Genomic DNA, 16,619 nt, shown 5'->3' with positions numbered 1-16,619 from the left:
TTGACGTGGGCATGATCCCGGCCATCCACCATGCCTGGCGCATCGCGCGAATCGCAGCGGCGAGGAACACGGAACTTCCATTGCTCTCAACAGGGGCTGCCAATGCCACACAATTTCCGCACCGATCCTCTAGAACGATTCCGCATCGAGGTTCGGGATTTTCTTCGCGACGCCGTGCCGGCCGATATCCGCGCCGCCACGCGCGCCCATTGCCTGGTGACGCGCGAGCAGGCCGTGCGGTGGCAGCGCATCCTGCATGCGCGAGGCTGGGCCGCTCCCGGCTGGCCGCGAGAGCATGGCGGCCCAGGCTGGTCGCTGATGGAGCAGGCAATTTTCCGGGAAGAACTGGCGGCCAGCGACGCGCCCTGCTATGACAACCTCGGCATCGATACCATCGGGCCCACGCTGATCCGCTACGGAACGCCCGAGCAGTGCCAGCGCTGGCTGCCCGGCATGCTGTCGTTTGACGACTTCTGGGCGCAAGGCTATTCCGAGCCCGACGCCGGCTCCGACCTGGCTTCGCTGCGCACTGTTGCACGGCGCGACGGCGACGCGTGGATCGTCAATGGCAGCAAGATCTGGCAAAGCCTGGGCCAGTGGGCCAACTGGGCGCTGGTGCTGGTGCGCACCGACCCGGCGGCCCCACGCAAGCAGGAGGGCATTTCGGTGCTGTTGATGGACCTGCGCGCGCCCGGCGTGACGGTGCGTCCGATTCGCTTCATCAACGGTTCGCACTTCCACGTCCAGATGTTCTTCGATGATGTGCGGGTGCCGGCGGCCAATCTGGTCGGCACCGAACACGCCAGCTGGTCCATTGCCAAGGGGCTGCTGGTGATCGAGCGCTTGTTCGTTGCCCGAGTGGGTGACTGCAAGGCGGAGCTGGCCAGCGTAGCCGCCCTCGCCAGTAGGCAGGGCTCGGGTCCCCTGCCGCAGATCGAGGACCCGCTGCTGGCGCGCCGCCATGCCGAGCTGGACATTCGCATGCGCGCGCTCGAAGCCGCCTGGTGGCCGGCCGTAAGGTTTGCCGAGCAAGGCGGTAGCCCGGAACTTGAGGCTTCGCTGCTCAAGCTCGATGGCAACCTGCTGTTGCAGGACCTGCACTTGTTCAGGATGGACGCACTCGGCTGCGAGGCGCTTCCGTTTGACCCGGTCGCGATCCATGGCAAGCCAAATGCTGAGCCGATATCCAGCACGTACTCAGAGAACTTTCCTCTGCACTTCTGGCGCTATCGCGGCATCACGCTTGCCGGCGGGTCTTCCGAGATCCAGCGCCAGATTATCGCCAAGGCGATTTTCAGCGGGCAGACCGAGATCGACCGTCCGCGCGATGACCACCTGGACGAGCAACAGGCTGTCATGTCCGCATCCCTGCGCCGCTGGTTGGACAAGCACTACGGATTTGAGCGCAGGCGGGAGATCGTGGGCGCCCACGATGGCTTCGACATGCCTGGCTGGAACGCACTTGCCGGGCTCGGCCTGACTGGCCTGCTTGTGCTTGAGCAGGATGGCGGCCTGGGCGGCGCAGTGCCCGATCTCATGCCCCTGATGGAGGCGCTCGGGGAGGTGCTGGTGGTAGAGCCCGTGCTCTGGAGCGCGGTCCTCGGAACGCAGATCCTGCTGAGCGCGAAGGCTTGCGAACCAAGCGATCGCAGACTGGCTGCGCTTGCCAGCGGCGAGGCGCGCTGCGCGCTCGCCCATGGCGAGGGCTACAGCCGTCACGACCGCCATCATGCCACCGTGGTGGCGCGGCAGGAGGGCACACGCTGGCGGCTGAGCGGGACCCATCGGCTGGTAATGGGCGGAGGCCAGGCGCAGCATATTTTCGTGGCGGCGAGTCTGGCTGGCGGCGGCCTGGCGCTGTTCGACGTGCCGGGCGACGCCGTGGGCACCGGCATGCGCATCTATCAGCTTCACGATGGACGCAGCGCGGCGGATCTGCGCCTGGATGGCCTCGAGCTTCCCGCGGCCGCGCTGCTCGCAGGCCCAGGCTGCGCCGAGGCGCTGCTGGACGATGCGCTGGCGCTGGCCACCGTAGCGCTGTGCGCGGAGAGCGTCGGGGTGATGCGACGCTCGCTTGCCATCACGGTCGAGTATATGCGGACGCGCAAGCAGTTCGGCCGCACGCTATCGGAGCAGCAGGCCCTCCAGCATCGCGTGGTTGATCTATATCGTGCCTGGAGCGCCGCGCGCCACCTGGTGGCGGAAGCAGTGGCGGGCTGGAGCACGGTGCCGCCATCCGAGCGCTCGCGTCGCGTCAGCGCCGCCAAGTATATGGTCGGCCATGCCGGCCGCGCCATCGCACTTGATGCGCTACAACTTCACGGGGCAGTGGGGCTACAGGACGAAACCCCAATCAGTCACTACAGCAAGCGCCTGATGGCCAATGATGCACTGCTTGGCAATGCGGCCACGCACCTCGGGCGCTTTGTCGCCGCCGGTCGCCAGCCTGGGGCGTGAGCCCCGTCCAATCACGAGAAAACGGACAGGAGACAATGGTTATGCAAACACACCGTTCGATAAGGCATCTGGCGCTCGTGCTGGCCGCAATCCTGCCCCAGTTTGCTGCGATGGTCATTCCAACGGCCGCCTCAGCGCAGCCCGATGCAGCCTGGCCCAGGCGGCCGCTTACCATCATCGTGCCGGGCGCAGCAGGCGGCACCATCGACATTCCTATCCGCTTGTTTGCGCAAAAACTCAGCGCCCGCCTCGGTCAGCCAGTCGTGGTTGACAATCGTCCCGGTAGCGGAGGCATCATCGGCACGCAAGCAGCGCTGCGCGCACCAGCTGACGGATACACGCTTCTTAGCGGGAATGTCGGACCGCAGGCCATCAACTACAGTGCCTACAAGAACCTTTCATACAAGCCGGAAGATCTGATCGCGATGACCGATGTCATCTCCTTTCCCAATGTACTGGTCGTCAACGCGCAATCCTCGATCAGGAGCGTAGCCGACCTGATCGCGCAAATGAAGTCGCAACCAGGCAAGCTGTCATTCGGCTCCGCGGGGATTGGCCAAACGAGCCATCTCACCGGCGAGCTTTTCAAGATGCGCACCGGAACGGATGCCATTCACGTTCCCTATCGCGGTTCCACGCCAGCAACGACGGCATTGCTGGCCGGCGAAACGGCCTTCCAGTTCGATAATCTGACGCAGGCGTTGCCGCATATCCGGGCTGGCAAGCTGCGTCCGCTCGCTGTGACCGCCGCACAGCGCATGCCCAGCCTGCCGGATGTGCCGACCATGGCGGAAGCCGGCGTGGAGAACTTCCTGTCGACGGCCTGGATAGGCATCTTCGTGGGAGCCAAGACACCGCCGGAGATTGCCGGAAAGCTGCAGGAAAACCTTGTTGCAGTGATGCGCGATCGCGACCTGATTGCGCAAATCAAACAGATCGGCGGCATTCCGGGCGGGCAGTCGCAAGTGGAGTTCGCAGCCTTTGTCACGGCAGAACGTGCACGCTGGGAGAAAACCTTCAGAACGTCGCAACTCAGCTTGGACTGATACGGGAACCGGGCACCACCGTTTGCATGGAAGCTCACAAAGGAAACACCACCTTGACCCAGAACGCGTTGCCCTGCGCCCGGTTGCGCACGCCCAGTTCCTTCTGCCATTTCGCCGTGACGAACCAGCCTTTGCCGCTGTCGTACTTGAGCGAGGGGCCGATTGCGAAGGCGCGTCCCTTGTTGTCCGGCACCGTCTGGGCGTTGACTTTGTCATCGCTGACCTGCCAATAGGCATAGCCGCCCGCACCGAGCACCCACCCGCCGCCTACGCCCCATCCCAATGCGTAGTCGAAGTGGAATTCCTGCCCCGATTTGTAATTGGTCGCAGGATTCTTGAAGTTGTAGGTGTACATCGCCTTGATATCGGCGTTCAGGCCGGTGGGATCCACGTAGGAGAAATTCGCCAGCGGCTGGACGGCCCAATAGTTGCGGCCGATATTGGCCAGATCGTTCTTGTTGTACTGGCCGGTGGGGGCGAACACGTCCACGCCAAACACGGCGTGCAGGTTCTGGCTGTAGTGATAGCCAAGGCCGGTCCCGAACACCATGTCGCCGATGCCTGTCTTGGTCTGGCTGGCGTTGCCGGCCTGCACCCGCAGGTTCACCAGCGGGAGGATCGTGTGCAGCACCACGTCGCCACCCAGCACTTTCACGCCGGGCACCCACACGAGGCGTGGCGAGATCGCGTTGGCGCGGACACTGAAGTCCAGGGGCACGCGATTGCCGTTGTTGTCCCGAAGTGAATCCGCCTCGTAGCGGTTCAGGAATACCATGCCGTAGAGGCCCGGCGGCGGCAGCGCGCCGGTCATGTAGTTCTCCGCGCCCATCGGGTAGATGGAGCCGCCGTTTTCGGTGGCCGTTGCGCCGCCCGCGGCGGCGGCTAGGGTGGAGGCCAACACGCCGCGGCGCAAGGCAATGCGCCATTCAATCCGTGAGCACTTCATTGCTTCCTCCATTGTGGTGTCCCGATATGGGTTCTTTTGGTTTGCGCGGCGCGTCGCCGCCGCACTCTCGGCGACGGTACGAAGCGTTGCATCGGTGCCGCTCATGCTGGTTTGTCCGGATTTCCCAACCCCCATTGCCACGGGCGGATTTCAACGCGCTCAAAGATGCCGTTGCGCACATAGGGATCCGCGTTGACAAAGCGCTCCACGTCGGCCAGCGCCTCGGCTTCCACCACCAGCAGGGTGCCGTTCATGCCGGCACCGTCTTCGGTGAGCGTCGGCCCGCCCAGCCGCACGATCACCCGCTGGGCGGATGGCGCCCGCAGGTAGGCCCGGTGCGCCGGGCGCACGCGCTCGCGCACGGCGCCAATGCCTGGCTTGTCGGTGGCGAATACCGCGAAGTAGTAACCCATCATTGCCCCTCCCCGGCCAGGACGAAGTCGTAGCGCACTTCCCGCAAGCGTCCGCGGATATCGAGGCGCGCCGCGCATTCTTCAGGCCTGTCCGCTCTTGTCGTGGTTGAAGATCTGTCTTTGTTCGATGCATATGGCAACCGGCGTGAGTGCCGCGCCCTCGCATGGCCCGTCCACGCACAGCCCGTCCTCGAAGCGGAACATCGCGCTGTGATGCGCGCACATCAGCAAGCCGGGGTCATAGGCCCAGAACGTGTTCGGCTCGTAGTTCAGCGGAATCGAAAAATGCGGGCAGACGTTGCGATACGCCCAGGCGTCATCGCCGCGGCGCAGCAAGACGATGCCAGGCACGCCGGCCTGCTCGGCCGGAATTTCCAGCGCTCCGCCGTCGGGAATGTCGTCGAGCGCGCACAGGAAGCCTGGCTGCCGTTCGGAAATGGCCGTGTTCATCGCTCACCTCATGCACGATGCGTGGCCGGCGGCGTATCGAGCGAGTCCGCCATGCCGCCGGGCGATCGCTTCTGCGGCGGCGCGGTCTCGTCGAACACCACGCGCCGGCCCACCGGGAACAGTTGCAGGCCAAAGCGGCGTGACACGAAGCCCCACAGGCCCTGCGGAAAGTACATCGTCACGACAATGGCCAGGACCCCGAGCCCGATCAGGTACCAGGTGCCGTAGTCGGACAGGAACTTGTTCAAGACGAAGAAGATCAGCGCGCCGACTATCGGCCCTTCGAGCGTCCCCAAACCGCCAATCATCACGATGAAGATGCCGAATGCGGTCCAGTTCACCGAGAACGCAGCGTCAGGCGAGATGCGCAGGTTGCCAAGGAAATACAGGCCGCCCGCCAGGGCCGCGCCGCATGCCGATACCAGATAGACGATGAGCCGCACGCGCTTCACATCCACGCCCTGGCTGCTGGCCGCAACCGCGTTGTCGCGCATCGCGGTCAACGCAAGGCCAGCCTTCGAGCGCAGGAACACGTAGAGCAGACCGACTGCGGCCGCGACGATGGCAAGCGCGAGCCAGAGCGTGAGTGACTCGCGCAGCGCGCGCGGCACGTCCCGCAGCGCGGTCAGGCTGGTGCCCGAGCCGCCGCCCAACACCGACACGTTCGCCACGCTCAGGCGGAACACTTCGGCGATCACCCACGTGCCGATCGCGAAGTACCCGCCTTCGAGACGGAACGCCACCAGCGACACCGGAATCGCCACGACAGTGGCGATTCCCGCGGCGAGCGGCACCGCGATGAACGGCGAGACGCCGCAATAGTTCGCGAGTATCAACATCCCATAGCCGCCGATGCCGAAGAACGCCTGCTGGCCGATCGACACCATGCCGCCGTACCCCGCGAGCAGGTTCCACATCATCGCGAAGACGAGATACGACGCAAGCTGCACGAAATCGCGCAACGCATCGCGTCCGGCCCACCAGGGCGCGCTGGCGACCGCCAGTGCGACGATCAGCAAGCCGGCTACGGCCACCCGGCTCGCGCGGGTCGCGCGCTGCACCTCGAAGCCTGGCGCAGGTCTGTTCAAGTACGTGGTCATGTCGATACCTCTATGCGGTTTTGGGCAGCAAGCCCTGCGGCCGGGCCACCAGCACGGCAAGAAACACCACGTGGCCGAGCCAGATGCCCCAGCCAGGGTCGAAGTAAAAGCCCGCCTGTTGCGCGATGCCCAGCGCCATGCCGCCCACGAACGTCCCCCAGAAGGAGCCCATCCCACCGATGATCACGGCCTCGAACGCGTACAGCAGCAAGGCCGGTCCATCCGTCGGGGAGACCGCGGTGCGCATCGAATAGAGCGCGGCGGCGACGGCAATCAGCACGAACGCAATGCCCATCGCCAGCGCGTAGGTGCGGCGGTACGAGACGCCCATCAACTGGACAATCTCGCGGTCGTCGGAGGTCGCCCGAAAAGCCCGGCCGAGCGGCGTTCGGCCGAACAGCCATTGCATCGCGAACGCCAGCGCGATGGTTGCGGCCAGCGCGACGAGCGGCAGATAGCCGAGCGTGATGCCGCCCGCGAGCGTGATGCTCTTCGCTTCGAAGCTACCCGTCGCGATCGAGCGCGGGTCCGCGGAAAACACCTGCTGCAGCACGTTCTGGATCACGATCGACAGCCCGAAGGTGACGATCAGCGAGGGCAGCGGGTCGCGGCTGCTGACCCGGTTGAGGATGGTGTATTGCACCGCGTAGCCCGCACCGAATGCGATCACGAGCAGCAGCACGATCGCGGCGGCGAGCGGCAGATGCGCCAGGCCCGTCAGCGCAAACAGCACGAAGACCAGCAGCACGATGAAGTCGCCGTGCGCGGTATTGGTCAGCCGCATCACGCCGAACACCAGCGACTGGCCCATGGCGAAGAGCCCATATAGCGCGCCCAGCAGCACGCCTTGGACGACGATGTTGATCAAGGTATTCATGCGACGGCTCCGAAGTACGCCTGCGTGATCGCCTCGTCGGAGACGTTGGCCGACACGCCCGACAGCGACACCCTCCCCTCCTGGAAGCAATAGAAGCGCGACGACACGCGGCGTGCAAGCTGCACGTCCTGCTCGACCACGATCGCGCTCATGCCGCCCGCGACAATCTCGGGCAACGCCGCATAGATCTCGCGCACAATGACCGGGGCGAGACCGAGCGAGAGTTCGTCGCACATCAGCAGATCCGGGTTGCTCATCAACGCGCGGCCGATGGCAACCATCTGCTGCTGACCGCCCGACAGTGCCGTGGCGGCGTGGTGGCGGCGTTCCCGCAACGCCGGGAACAGCGCATAGACGGTTTGCAAATTCCACCGTCCGGGCCGCTTGCAATACGCGCCGAGCAGGAGGTTTTCTTCGACCGTGAGGCTCGCAAACAGACGTCGCCCTTCCGGCACCAGCGCGATGCCCTTGCCGACGATGCCCTCCGCAGCCGCCCCGCCGAGCGGTTCGCCGCGGTACAGGATCTGGTCGGCGCGCGCGCGCAGCAGCCCGGCCACCGCTTTGAGGAAGGTCGACTTGCCCGCGCCGTTCGAGCCGATCAGCGCGATCACTTCGCCTTGCGCCACCGTCACGTCGATCCCGAACAGCGCCTGGAAATCGCCATAGAACGCGGTCAGGCCGCGCGTCTCCAATAGTGTCGACATGGTCATGCCTCCAGTCCGAGATACACCCGCCGCACCTCTGGATCCTCCATCACGGCGGCGGGCAGTCCTTCGGCGAGCCGCTTGCCGAAGTTGATGACCAACAGCCTGTCGGCCACCGCGAGCAGCGCATGCACGACATGCTCGATCCACACGATGGTCACGCCGTGCTCCTTCACCCGGCGGATTTCATCGACGAGTTCATGCGTTTCGGGTTCGGTCAAGCCGCCCGCGATCTCATCGAGCAACAGCAATTGCGGCTGCGTGGCGAGCGCCCGCGCCAGCTCCAGGCGTTTGCGATCGAGCAGGCCGAGCGTTCCGGCCAGCTGGTTGGCGCGGGCCTTGAGGCCGGTGCGCTCCAGCACGTCGACGCAAACCTCGTAAGCGGCGTGCTCCGTCAGCTGACCGCCGAACGTCGCTCCCACCAGCAGGTTCTCGAACACGGTCATGCCGCCGAACGGCCGCGGCACCTGATATGAGCGGCCAATGCCAGCCGCGCAGCGGCGATGCGGCGGCAGGTGCCCGACGTCGGCACCGTCGAACTCGATGCCACCCTTATCGGGCCGCACGTCGCCACTGACGAGGTTGAACAGCGTCGTCTTGCCGGCACCGTTGGGGCCGAGGATGCCGTAGGTCTCCCCGCGCTCGACCGCGAAGCTGATATCGTCGGTGACCAGCAACGCGCCGTAGCGCTTCGAGACGCCGGTCAGTTTCAGGACAGGGCTCATGGCAGTTCTCCACGCACAGGTCACGCGATCAGCTTGAGCGGGCCGCTTAGCGGCACGGTCGGCGCGAGCTGGTTGTTCACGATCGCCAGGTCGAAGCGATGCTTCTGGCCCTTCACCCACTGGCCGCCGACGAGTGGCGTCTTCGCAACATTCTTCACCGGGCCGCTGCCCCACGCGACATGGCCGACCAGCGTATCGAGCTTGGTCGACGCGACCGCGTCGCGAATCGCTTCGTTCGAGTCGACATCCTTGGCGCGTTTCAACGCATCGACCGCGATTTCAAACAGGGCGTGCGCGAAGCCGATCGGCTGCGTCCACTGCTTCGACGTCACGCGCTCGTAATCGTCGGCGACCTGCCGCGCACTCTGTCCCGTCAGCGACGACTTGAACGGATGCGACGGCGACCACCACACCTCGGTCGACAGACCGTCGCCGAGATCGCCCAGCGTTTCGATCGAGGTCGGAAACAACAGCGCCTTGCCGATCGAGATCACCTTGGGCTTCAGGCCTTGCTGGCGCGCCTGGACCAGGAAGTTCTTGGCGTCGGGCGGGATCACGACGCCGGTGACGATCTGCGCATTCGCCTGCTTGAATGCCGAAATCTGCGCGGAGAAGTCCTGCGTCATGCTCTGGAAACGACCCGGGTCTTTCAGGGTGAAACCCTTTTGCGCCAGCACGGGCGGAAACCCAAGCTTGGCATCGCCCCATGCGTTGCCGTCGCCGTCGTTCGGGAACAGGGCGCCCACGCTACGGTTGGTCTGCACCGATTGCCACATGCCGGTGTAGACGGCGATCACGTCCTCCAATCCCCAGAAGAAGTGATAGGTAAAACGAAAGCCCTTCTTCGGATCGCCTTTCCTGCCGAAGAACCACGGCTGCCACGGCACCACGGTCGACACGCACGGCATCTCGTTCAGTTCGCACGCATCGCTGACGGGATTCGCGGTCTCAGGCGTACCCGACACCAGCATGATGTCGACCTTGTCCTTGAGAATCAGGTCGTTCGCCACTTCGCCGGCGCGATTCGGATTCGACTGGCTGTCCTTGACCACGATCGATACCGGGTACGGCTTGCCGCCGATCACGATGCCGCTCTTCAGCGCCGTCTGCATCTGCTGGATCGTGAAGCGATCGGCTTCGCCGAACGGCGCGAGTGGGCCAGTTTGCGGCGATACGTAGCCGATCTTCAAGGTACGCGGGCCGGCTGCGAACACCAGCGGCGACAGCGCCGAGGTCGAGGCGGCGAGCGCGCCGCCCGCCGCCAGCGTGACGAAGCGGCGGCGTCCGGCATCGAAGGAATGTCCGTCCATGGTTGTCTCCTGTTTTTTTGTGTCGATGTGTCGATGTGTCGATGTGTCAGTGCGTGCAGCTACGTCGGTGGTCGCCCCTCGAAGGCGGCTTCCAGCAACGCTCGCAGCGGTGCGCGTTCGACCGGCCGCGGGTTCCAGTACGGATTCTTCAAGGCGAGATCGAGCGCCACGTCCAGATCCGCCGCGGTGAGGCCGATGTCCTTTAGGGCAGTCGGCGCGCCGTGGTTGTGCGCGAGATCGAACACCGCCTGCGCGGCATCGTCGGCGCGCAGGGCCCGGGCGATGCGCTTCATCGCCTCAGGGGCGGCGCCGCGGTTGTAAGCCAGCACATGCGGCAACACGATCGTGTGCGTCTCCGCGTGCGGCAGATTGAACGTGCCGCCTAGCGTGTGACATAGCTTGTGGTGCAGCGCCATGCCGACGCTGCCGAGCACGGCGCCGCACAGCCATGCGCCATACAGGCAGTCCGAGCGCGCGGCGAGATCGGCTGGCTCGTCCATCACGCGTGGAAGACCGTCTCCCAGTGCCCGGATGCCCTCTTCCGCCATCAGGCTGATGATCGGGTTGGCGTCCTGCGCGTACAGTCCTTCCGCCGCATGGGCGATGGCATTGATGCCGCTGGTGAGCGACAGCGCGGGCGGCAGCGAGGTCGTCAGCGCCGGATCGTAGATCACCGTCTTCGGCAGCACGCGCAGGTCGCGCCCGGTCTTCTTCACGCCGCCCTCGGTGAGGCCGTAGATCGGCGTCATCTCGGAACCCGCATAAGTGGTCGGGATGGCGATGATCGGCAGCGACGTTTCGAGCGCAATGGCCTTGCCGAGCCCGGTCGTCGATCCACCGCCGATCGCGATCGCGCAGTCGGCGCCGACCTGTGCTGCGAAAGCGCGCGCCTGGCGGGCGGTCTCGACCGGCACGTGCATGACGGCTTCGGCGAAGACGCCGGCCGCACGCGCGCCCAGTTGCGCGGCCAGCGCTTCCGCCTGCGCGCGCTGCTGCGGGGTGGACAGCACGAGCGCGCGCGTCGCGCCGAGCAACTCGATCTCGCGGCCCAACCGGTCGAGACTGCCCGCGCCGAACACCACGCGCGATGGCAAGCCGTTGTAGACGAAGGGGTTCATGGCGGTTCAGCGCGGTTTAGCGCGGTTTAGCGCGGTTTAGCGCGGATAGTAAGGCGGTATCTGCGCATCCACGTTGACCCAGACCGACTTGGGTTGCGTGTATTCGCGCATCGCTTCGAAGCCCATCTCGCGGCCATAGCCGCTTGCGCCGACACCGCCGAACGGCGATCCTGGGCTGACGCGCTTGTAGCAGTTGATCCACACCATGCCGGCGCGGATCTCGCGGGCCACCAGGTGCGCGCGTTGCAGATCGCGAGTCCAGAGACCCGCGCCGAGACCGTACTCGGTGCCGTTCGCGATGGCGAGCGCTTCCTCGTCCGTGCGGAACGTGGTGACGGTCATGAACGGACCGAACACCTCTTCCTGCGACACCCGATGTTCTGGCTTCGCCGCGACGATGGTCGGCTCCACGTAGCAGCCGTTCGCCAGCGCCGCCGCCTCCGGTGCCTTGCCGCCGGCCAGCACGCGGCCGCCCTGCTCCCGCGCAATGTCCACGTAGGACAGCACGCGGTCGCGATGCTGGCGCGACGTGAGCGGGCCCATCTCGGTCGATGGGTCGAGCGGATCGCCGATCTTGATCGTGCGGCTCAACGCAGTGAATTTCTCCAGCACCTCGTCGGCGATCGACTCATGCACGATCATCCGCGAACCCGCGATGCACGCCTGTCCCTGGTTGTGGAAGATCGCGAATGCAGACCCTTGCACAACGGCATCGATGTTGGCGTCGCCGAATACGATGTTCGCGCCTTTGCCACCGAGTTCGAGCTGCACCTTCTTCAGGTTGCCGCTCGATGCCTGCACAATCTTGCGGCCCACCGCGGTCGAACCCGTAAAAGCGATCTTACTGATCTCAGGATGCTCCGCGATGTATTGACCGGCCACATTGCCGAACCCTGGCAGGATATTGACGACGCCGGCGGGAAACCCCACCTCCGCCATCAGCTCGGCAATCGCAAGACTCGACAGCGGCGTCAGTTCCGCCGGTTTCATGATCACGCAGTTGCCGGCGGCGAGCGCCGGCGCCATCTTCCAGCTCGTGAACATCAGCGGGAAATTCCACGGCACCACCTGCCCGACGATGCCCACCGGCTCGCGCGTCAGGTAGTTCAGGAAGCCCTGCTCGACCGGAATCACCGAACCTTCGAACTTGTCGGCCATGCCGCCGAAATAGCGGAACGTGGCGGCCGTGCGCGGCACGTCGAGATTGCGCGTATCGCGAATCGGATGGCCGGTGTCGAGCGATTCGAGCCGGGCCAGCGCGTCGGCATTCGCCTCGATCGCATCGGCCAGCTTCAGCAGCAGCCGGCCGCGCTCCATCGCGGCGAGATTGCTCCACTTCGGAAACGCCGCCTTCGCGGCCGCGACGGCGCGGTCCACATCGGCGGCTCCGGCCATCGCAACGTCGGCGATCACCGAGTTGTCGTGAGGATTCAGGGTGGCGAGGGTTTCGCCGCTTGCAGCCGGCACGAAGCGGCCGCCGATGAAGAGTTGAGTTTGCATGTTGGTCCTGCACTAGGAAAACAGTAAAACGGTAAAACCTGGACGTGACATCCCCCGCGGCGCCAGCGGTCTGGCGCCGTTCGATCGACGATCGGGGGAATGCCGGAGAGTTAGATCTGGATCGGGTAGGGCGGCAGCTCGCCGCTTTCGTAGCGCTTCGGCAGATCGGGCGTGGCGTTCTCCCAGACCAGCAACATCGAACGCTTCTGCGAATAGCCCTTGTGACGGATGTCGGCGGGCATGGCGGCGATGTCACCCGCGTTCATCGTGATGCGTGCACGCGGCTCGCCGCTATCCTTGTCGGCGACGTCCCAGATGATCTGGTCGGACAGTTGCAGGAACCACTCGACGCGGTCGTTGCCGTGGAACACCGGCAGCACGAATTCCTCGGTGGTCGGGCAGAACAGGCTCTGCTGGCAGACCGACGTGACCGACGGATTCCAGGTCACATCCGATCGCGACAGATACTTGAACAGGCTGAACGCATGCAGCGCGCCCTCGAAGCCCGGCTCCGCATGAATCTCCGGCTCGTCCTGGACCACGTCCGCAAACTGGCGATTGACCGGCAGGTCGTCGCGCAACGGCGAATCACCTTCGAGGCCCGGCATGCGCTTGGTGGCGATGCGCGTGCGCTCGATTGCCGCGATGTTGTCGCCATGTTTCGCGCCGAACGCGGAGCCGGTTTCCTCGGGCGCGGCGAAGGGGTCGAAGCCTTCGTTGACCCAGTCCCGCAGGATCGCCTTGAACGTTGCCATGATGAGCGGCGTATCGAACTGCTGCGCATGATCGATGCCCGCATCCTTGTAGCTCGCGTTGTACGAGCCCGCATACATGTCGACCTTGCCGTAGTGATTGCGCGTGCCGATCACTTCGTCGAAATTGACCCAGCCGTAGAAGAAGCCCCACGCCACGTCGCGCATCATCGCGCGCAGGAAGTCGTCGGCGTGCATCTGGTGCGAACGCGTCTGGCCGTTCGCAGGCCATTTGACGGTGGCGAAATACGCATCGCGGCTGAACTCGAAATCGCCGAGATGGAAGACGCGATAGCCGGTGGTCGGATCGGGCTCGGTCGCGGTGACGTTTTGCAGCCCGGTTACTTTGTCCATGATTGACTCCAGTCGTTGATAGGTCGCGTAGATCGCGTAGAAAGGGTCATTGGATGCAGATTTCGGCCCACTTCTCGACCGAGCATTGCCCAAGGATCGTTTGCACGAGCAGCACGCCCTTCGTCACCGCTTCGAAGCGGTACGCGGCACCCGCCGGCAGCAGCGCCTGATGGCCGCGCCTGAGGCGCACGTAGCCCATCGGCTGGCCCGCCGGCTCGCCGTCCAGGCGCACCGTGCCTTCCGTCTTTGCATCGACGAGCGGCCCGCCCGAGGGCTTGATGAAGTACACGTCGATCTCGCCGTCGAGCACGACCGCGAACTCATCGTGCGATGCAGCAAACCACGGCGACGAACCTTCCGCGCGCAGCGTCTCGATCACGTACTTGAGATTCTTGCCGACCACGACTTTCTGATAGGGCTGCGCGCGGCTCGCGACTTCGAACACGTTCGACATCGCGTAATGCTCCGGCTTGCCCTTGATGATTTCGATGGAGCCCTTCCGAAAATTGTCCAGGCTGCCGAACCAGGTCTGTTGCATGTCTGCCTCCGTTGATCCTTGAATGCGTTGTTGCTTGCATCGAAGATTAAGTGGCGACAGGCTGGACAGCAATGATCCGAGGGTCGGGAATCGCGAACCATGGGTGCGTCAAAAGGGCCCCAGGGAAAGTACCTAGAGGGTAACCCCAGGAGGCAGGCCGAAGCTCAATCTTCGGCCAGTTCCTCGCCGACGCTCTTCGTCTCGTCGTCCGGCGGCGCAATGCCTAGCGCCTTGTCCCACTGTGGCTCGCGCGGGTAGCGTGTGCGCAGGAAATCGACAAACGCCTTCACCTTGGTCGTCGAGCGATGCGACGCCGGGTAGACGGCCGAGAGCCACAACGGCGGCGCCGCATACTCCGGCAACACGCGCTCCAGGCGCCGCTCGAGCAGATCGGCGGCGGCGACCATCGTCGGCAGATAGACCACGCCCGCGCCGGCTCGCGCGAACTCGAGCAGAAGATGCACGCTATTGGTTTTCAGCACCGGATTAAGGGCGATTTCGAAGCACTCGTTGCCCCGCATCAGCGGCCACTTGTCGCCCCACGGGTAGTAGGAGTAGCGCGCAAAGTCGTGCCGCAGCAGATCGAGCGGTGTCTCGATCACGGGCTCTTCCTTCAGGTAACCGGGCGCCGCGCACAGCACGCCGCGCACCGGAAACAGCCGCCGCTCGACGAGCAGGTTCGACGCCGGCGGATAGATCTGGAGCGCGAGATCGAAACCCTCCTGAACCGGATCGATAACCCGGTCGTTGACCGTGACGACGAACTCCACGCGCGGGTACGCCGCGCGAAATTCGATCAGCGTCTGCGAGAAATGCCCAAGAGCGAAACCGGGCAGCACGTGGATGTTGAGCGTGCCGGATAGCGAGTGGGGCTCGCCGCGCGAGCGCCCCGACAGATCGTGGACCCTGTTGACCAGTTCGGCGCAATCGCGGTAATAGGTCTCACCGAGTTCCGAGAGGCGCACCGCCCGTGTCGAACGATGAAAGAGCGGCACGCCGAAATGCTCTTCCAGTTGCTTGACGCGCGTGGTCACCACGGATTTGGCGACGCCCAACTGGCGCGCGGCACTGGCAAAACTCTGCGCCTCCGCGGCCCGCACGAAGGCCTCCATCGACATGAACAGGTCCATCCTGTCTCCCGTGGCCGCTGTCCTCGCGACCTGATCTGATGGGGTGAAGTGTAATTTGTTTTGGGAGGCGTGGCCGGCATGCGTTCGGATGGAGGACCCACACGAAAGGCTGATGCACCCATGCAAAGATCTGGCCAGGCGGTTGCTCTCGCTCCAGCTCCATTGATCTGCCAACACTCGTTCTGCCCCGTCGCCGGGACGCCATCGCGCCACTCTCCAAACGGGAGAAAGCGCTAGCTGCCCGAGCCCGATGCGAGAGCGAGACGATGCAATGCGCTGGTTTGCTCCCCTCTCCCATGAAATGGGAGAGGGGCCGGGGGAGAGGGTGGGCGCTCGCCCAAGGTGAAGAGCTACACCAGCGCGAGATTGCACGCGAGCGCTCTTGCTACGCCTGCGCCGGACTTCAACGTCGGCGAGCCCCGCTTTGATCAGCAGTTGGCCCTCGCGCTTGTTCCATCATGAACTCGACGAACGCCCGCACGCGCAATGGCAGCAAACGGCCGTGCGGATACATCAGGCTGACGGGGCGCATGCGCCCGGCAAAAGCTTGCAGGACCTCGACCAGCTCGCCTTGCGCCAGGTCCCGCTCGACGACGAATCGGTAGGTCTGGAACAGCCCTGCGCCCGCTTTGGCCAGCGTCACGCCGGCCAGCACGTCTTCCGCGCACATGTAGTTGCCCGTCGAGAAGATCTCCTTCTCGTGCCCCCCTTCCTTGAACAGCCACGAGATCTGCCGCCCGCTGCTCGGTAGATCGAACTGGATGCACTCGTGCTGGTCCAGGTCCGACAGCGTTTTGGGTATCCCTGCGCGCTTCAGATAGGTGGGGCTCGCGACCACCACCAGTGCCGCGTCTTCAAGGTGCCGGGAGACCATCAGCGAGTCCGGCTGCGCGCGGAAGCGGATCGCCACGTCGAAGTTTTCCTCATGGAAGTCGACGTTGCGGTTGCTGATATGTGCTTCCACCTTGATCAGCGGGTACTTGGCGCGAAACGCGGGCAGGAGCGGCAACAGGCGATGGTGCCCGTAAGTGGTCGGCGCGCTGATGCGGATCGTGCCCGAGGGCTGCACCTGCTCGCCGGTGACCTTGCGCTCGGCTTCGACCAGCTGATTGAGCGCGGCGCGGCATTGCTCGAAGTATTCCTTGCCACCTTCAGTCAGCCGGATGCTACGCGTGGAGCGCACGAACAGGCGCACGCCC

At 64.8% G+C, this 16,619-nt stretch carries 16 protein-coding genes; 2 read left to right on the top strand and 14 right to left on the bottom strand.

Translation table 11 applies throughout. The annotated features are described in order from the left end of the window. The first annotated feature begins 102 nt into the window (after window positions 1-102). Window positions 103-2,457, top strand: a complete 2,355-nt coding sequence (locus ACYP5B_RS03565) for an acyl-CoA dehydrogenase family protein (RefSeq protein ID WP_459568558.1) — start codon at window positions 103-105, stop codon at window positions 2,455-2,457. 41 nt (window positions 2,458-2,498) lie between these two features. After that, the gene (locus tag ACYP5B_RS03560) at window positions 2,499-3,503 is read left to right on the top strand and encodes a Bug family tripartite tricarboxylate transporter substrate binding protein (protein ID WP_459568557.1); all 1,005 of its coding nucleotides are present in this window, start codon (window positions 2,499-2,501) and stop codon (window positions 3,501-3,503) included. Between the two features lie 34 nt (window positions 3,504-3,537). Here ACYP5B_RS03560 and ACYP5B_RS03555 read toward each other — a convergent pair whose 3' ends face one another. The 14 genes from ACYP5B_RS03555 to ACYP5B_RS03490 all read right to left on the bottom strand — a co-directional run. Further along, window positions 3,538-4,449, bottom strand: a complete 912-nt coding sequence (locus ACYP5B_RS03555) for a SphA family protein (protein ID WP_459568556.1) — start codon at window positions 4,447-4,449, stop codon at window positions 3,538-3,540. Window positions 4,450-4,550: 101 nt separating this feature from the next. Next, window positions 4,551-4,862 carry a YciI family protein gene (locus ACYP5B_RS03550; RefSeq protein ID WP_459568601.1) on the bottom strand — a complete coding sequence of 104 codons (312 nt, stop codon included), beginning with the start codon at window positions 4,860-4,862 and terminating at the stop codon, window positions 4,551-4,553. A gap of 81 nt (window positions 4,863-4,943) precedes the next feature. After that, window positions 4,944-5,312, bottom strand: coding sequence for a Rieske (2Fe-2S) protein (locus ACYP5B_RS03545; RefSeq protein ID WP_459568555.1), 369 nt, complete (start codon window positions 5,310-5,312; stop codon window positions 4,944-4,946). An 8-nt stretch (window positions 5,313-5,320) separates the two neighbouring features. After that, window positions 5,321-6,412, bottom strand: a complete 1,092-nt coding sequence (locus tag ACYP5B_RS03540) for a branched-chain amino acid ABC transporter permease (RefSeq protein ID WP_318231306.1) — start codon at window positions 6,410-6,412, stop codon at window positions 5,321-5,323. A 10-nt stretch (window positions 6,413-6,422) separates the two neighbouring features. Further along, window positions 6,423-7,289: a branched-chain amino acid ABC transporter permease gene (locus ACYP5B_RS03535; RefSeq protein ID WP_459568554.1), complete on the bottom strand. Its 867-nt coding sequence runs from the start codon at window positions 7,287-7,289 to the stop codon at window positions 6,423-6,425. Next, the gene (locus tag ACYP5B_RS03530; RefSeq protein WP_318231308.1) at window positions 7,286-7,999 is read right to left on the bottom strand and encodes an ABC transporter ATP-binding protein; all 714 of its coding nucleotides are present in this window, start codon (window positions 7,997-7,999) and stop codon (window positions 7,286-7,288) included. Before ACYP5B_RS03530 ends, ACYP5B_RS03535 begins: the two co-directional genes overlap by 4 nt. Continuing rightward, window positions 7,996-8,718 (bottom strand): ABC transporter ATP-binding protein, encoded by a 723-nt coding sequence (locus tag ACYP5B_RS03525; RefSeq protein WP_459568553.1) that lies wholly within the window; start codon window positions 8,716-8,718, stop codon window positions 7,996-7,998. The genes ACYP5B_RS03530 and ACYP5B_RS03525 overlap by 4 nt, the downstream gene beginning before the upstream one ends. Before the next feature lie 20 nt (window positions 8,719-8,738). Further along, on the bottom strand, window positions 8,739-10,028 hold the full coding sequence (locus ACYP5B_RS03520) for an ABC transporter substrate-binding protein (RefSeq protein WP_318231310.1): 1,290 nt from the start codon (window positions 10,026-10,028) through the stop codon (window positions 8,739-8,741). 59 nt (window positions 10,029-10,087) lie between these two features. Then, on the bottom strand, window positions 10,088-11,146 hold the full coding sequence (locus ACYP5B_RS03515) for a maleylacetate reductase (protein ID WP_459568552.1): 1,059 nt from the start codon (window positions 11,144-11,146) through the stop codon (window positions 10,088-10,090). A 36-nt stretch (window positions 11,147-11,182) separates the two neighbouring features. Beyond that, entirely contained in the window at window positions 11,183-12,646 is a 1,464-nt protein-coding gene (locus tag ACYP5B_RS03510) for an aldehyde dehydrogenase family protein (protein ID WP_318231312.1), read from the bottom strand. Between the two features lie 110 nt (window positions 12,647-12,756). After that, the gene (locus ACYP5B_RS03505) at window positions 12,757-13,752 is read right to left on the bottom strand and encodes a hydroxyquinol 1,2-dioxygenase (RefSeq protein ID WP_459568551.1); all 996 of its coding nucleotides are present in this window, start codon (window positions 13,750-13,752) and stop codon (window positions 12,757-12,759) included. Window positions 13,753-13,798: 46 nt separating this feature from the next. Beyond that, complete coding sequence (locus ACYP5B_RS03500) at window positions 13,799-14,290, bottom strand: cupin domain-containing protein (RefSeq protein ID WP_459568550.1); 492 nt, start codon at window positions 14,288-14,290, stop codon at window positions 13,799-13,801. Window positions 14,291-14,454: 164 nt separating this feature from the next. Next, a complete protein-coding gene (locus ACYP5B_RS03495) occupies window positions 14,455-15,420 on the bottom strand; it encodes a LysR family transcriptional regulator (protein ID WP_267604922.1) in 966 nt (321 codons plus the stop codon). A gap of 403 nt (window positions 15,421-15,823) precedes the next feature. Then, the coding region (locus ACYP5B_RS03490) for a substrate binding domain-containing protein (RefSeq protein ID WP_459568549.1) at window positions 15,824-16,619 on the bottom strand (796 nt) is incomplete at its 5' end.

This window comes from Cupriavidus sp. 8B (genome assembly GCF_054589115.1).
Note: the sequence above shows the minus strand (reverse complement) of the source record. Positions and strands in the feature narration are given on the sequence as shown.

Excerpts from the sequence above, each read along its gene's own strand:
- ACYP5B_RS03565 (WP_459568558.1), top strand. The coding sequence starts at position 103 with ATGCCACACAATTTCCGCACCGATCCTCTAGAACGATTCCGCATCGAG.
- ACYP5B_RS03560 (WP_459568557.1), top strand. The coding sequence starts at position 2,499 with ATGCAAACACACCGTTCGATAAGGCATCTGGCGCTCGTGCTGGCCGCA.
- ACYP5B_RS03555 (WP_459568556.1), bottom strand. The coding sequence starts at position 4,449 with ATGAAGTGCTCACGGATTGAATGGCGCATTGCCTTGCGCCGCGGCGTG.
- ACYP5B_RS03550 (WP_459568601.1), bottom strand. The coding sequence starts at position 4,862 with ATGGGTTACTACTTCGCGGTATTCGCCACCGACAAGCCAGGCATTGGC.
- ACYP5B_RS03545 (WP_459568555.1), bottom strand. The coding sequence starts at position 5,312 with ATGAACACGGCCATTTCCGAACGGCAGCCAGGCTTCCTGTGCGCGCTC.
- ACYP5B_RS03540 (WP_318231306.1), bottom strand. The coding sequence starts at position 6,412 with ATGACCACGTACTTGAACAGACCTGCGCCAGGCTTCGAGGTGCAGCGC.
- ACYP5B_RS03535 (WP_459568554.1), bottom strand. The coding sequence starts at position 7,289 with ATGAATACCTTGATCAACATCGTCGTCCAAGGCGTGCTGCTGGGCGCG.
- ACYP5B_RS03530 (WP_318231308.1), bottom strand. The coding sequence starts at position 7,999 with ATGACCATGTCGACACTATTGGAGACGCGCGGCCTGACCGCGTTCTAT.
- ACYP5B_RS03525 (WP_459568553.1), bottom strand. The coding sequence starts at position 8,718 with ATGAGCCCTGTCCTGAAACTGACCGGCGTCTCGAAGCGCTACGGCGCG.
- ACYP5B_RS03520 (WP_318231310.1), bottom strand. The coding sequence starts at position 10,028 with ATGGACGGACATTCCTTCGATGCCGGACGCCGCCGCTTCGTCACGCTG.
- ACYP5B_RS03515 (WP_459568552.1), bottom strand. The coding sequence starts at position 11,146 with ATGAACCCCTTCGTCTACAACGGCTTGCCATCGCGCGTGGTGTTCGGC.
- ACYP5B_RS03510 (WP_318231312.1), bottom strand. The coding sequence starts at position 12,646 with ATGCAAACTCAACTCTTCATCGGCGGCCGCTTCGTGCCGGCTGCAAGC.
- ACYP5B_RS03505 (WP_459568551.1), bottom strand. The coding sequence starts at position 13,752 with ATGGACAAAGTAACCGGGCTGCAAAACGTCACCGCGACCGAGCCCGAT.
- ACYP5B_RS03500 (WP_459568550.1), bottom strand. The coding sequence starts at position 14,290 with ATGCAACAGACCTGGTTCGGCAGCCTGGACAATTTTCGGAAGGGCTCC.
- ACYP5B_RS03495 (WP_267604922.1), bottom strand. The coding sequence starts at position 15,420 with ATGGACCTGTTCATGTCGATGGAGGCCTTCGTGCGGGCCGCGGAGGCG.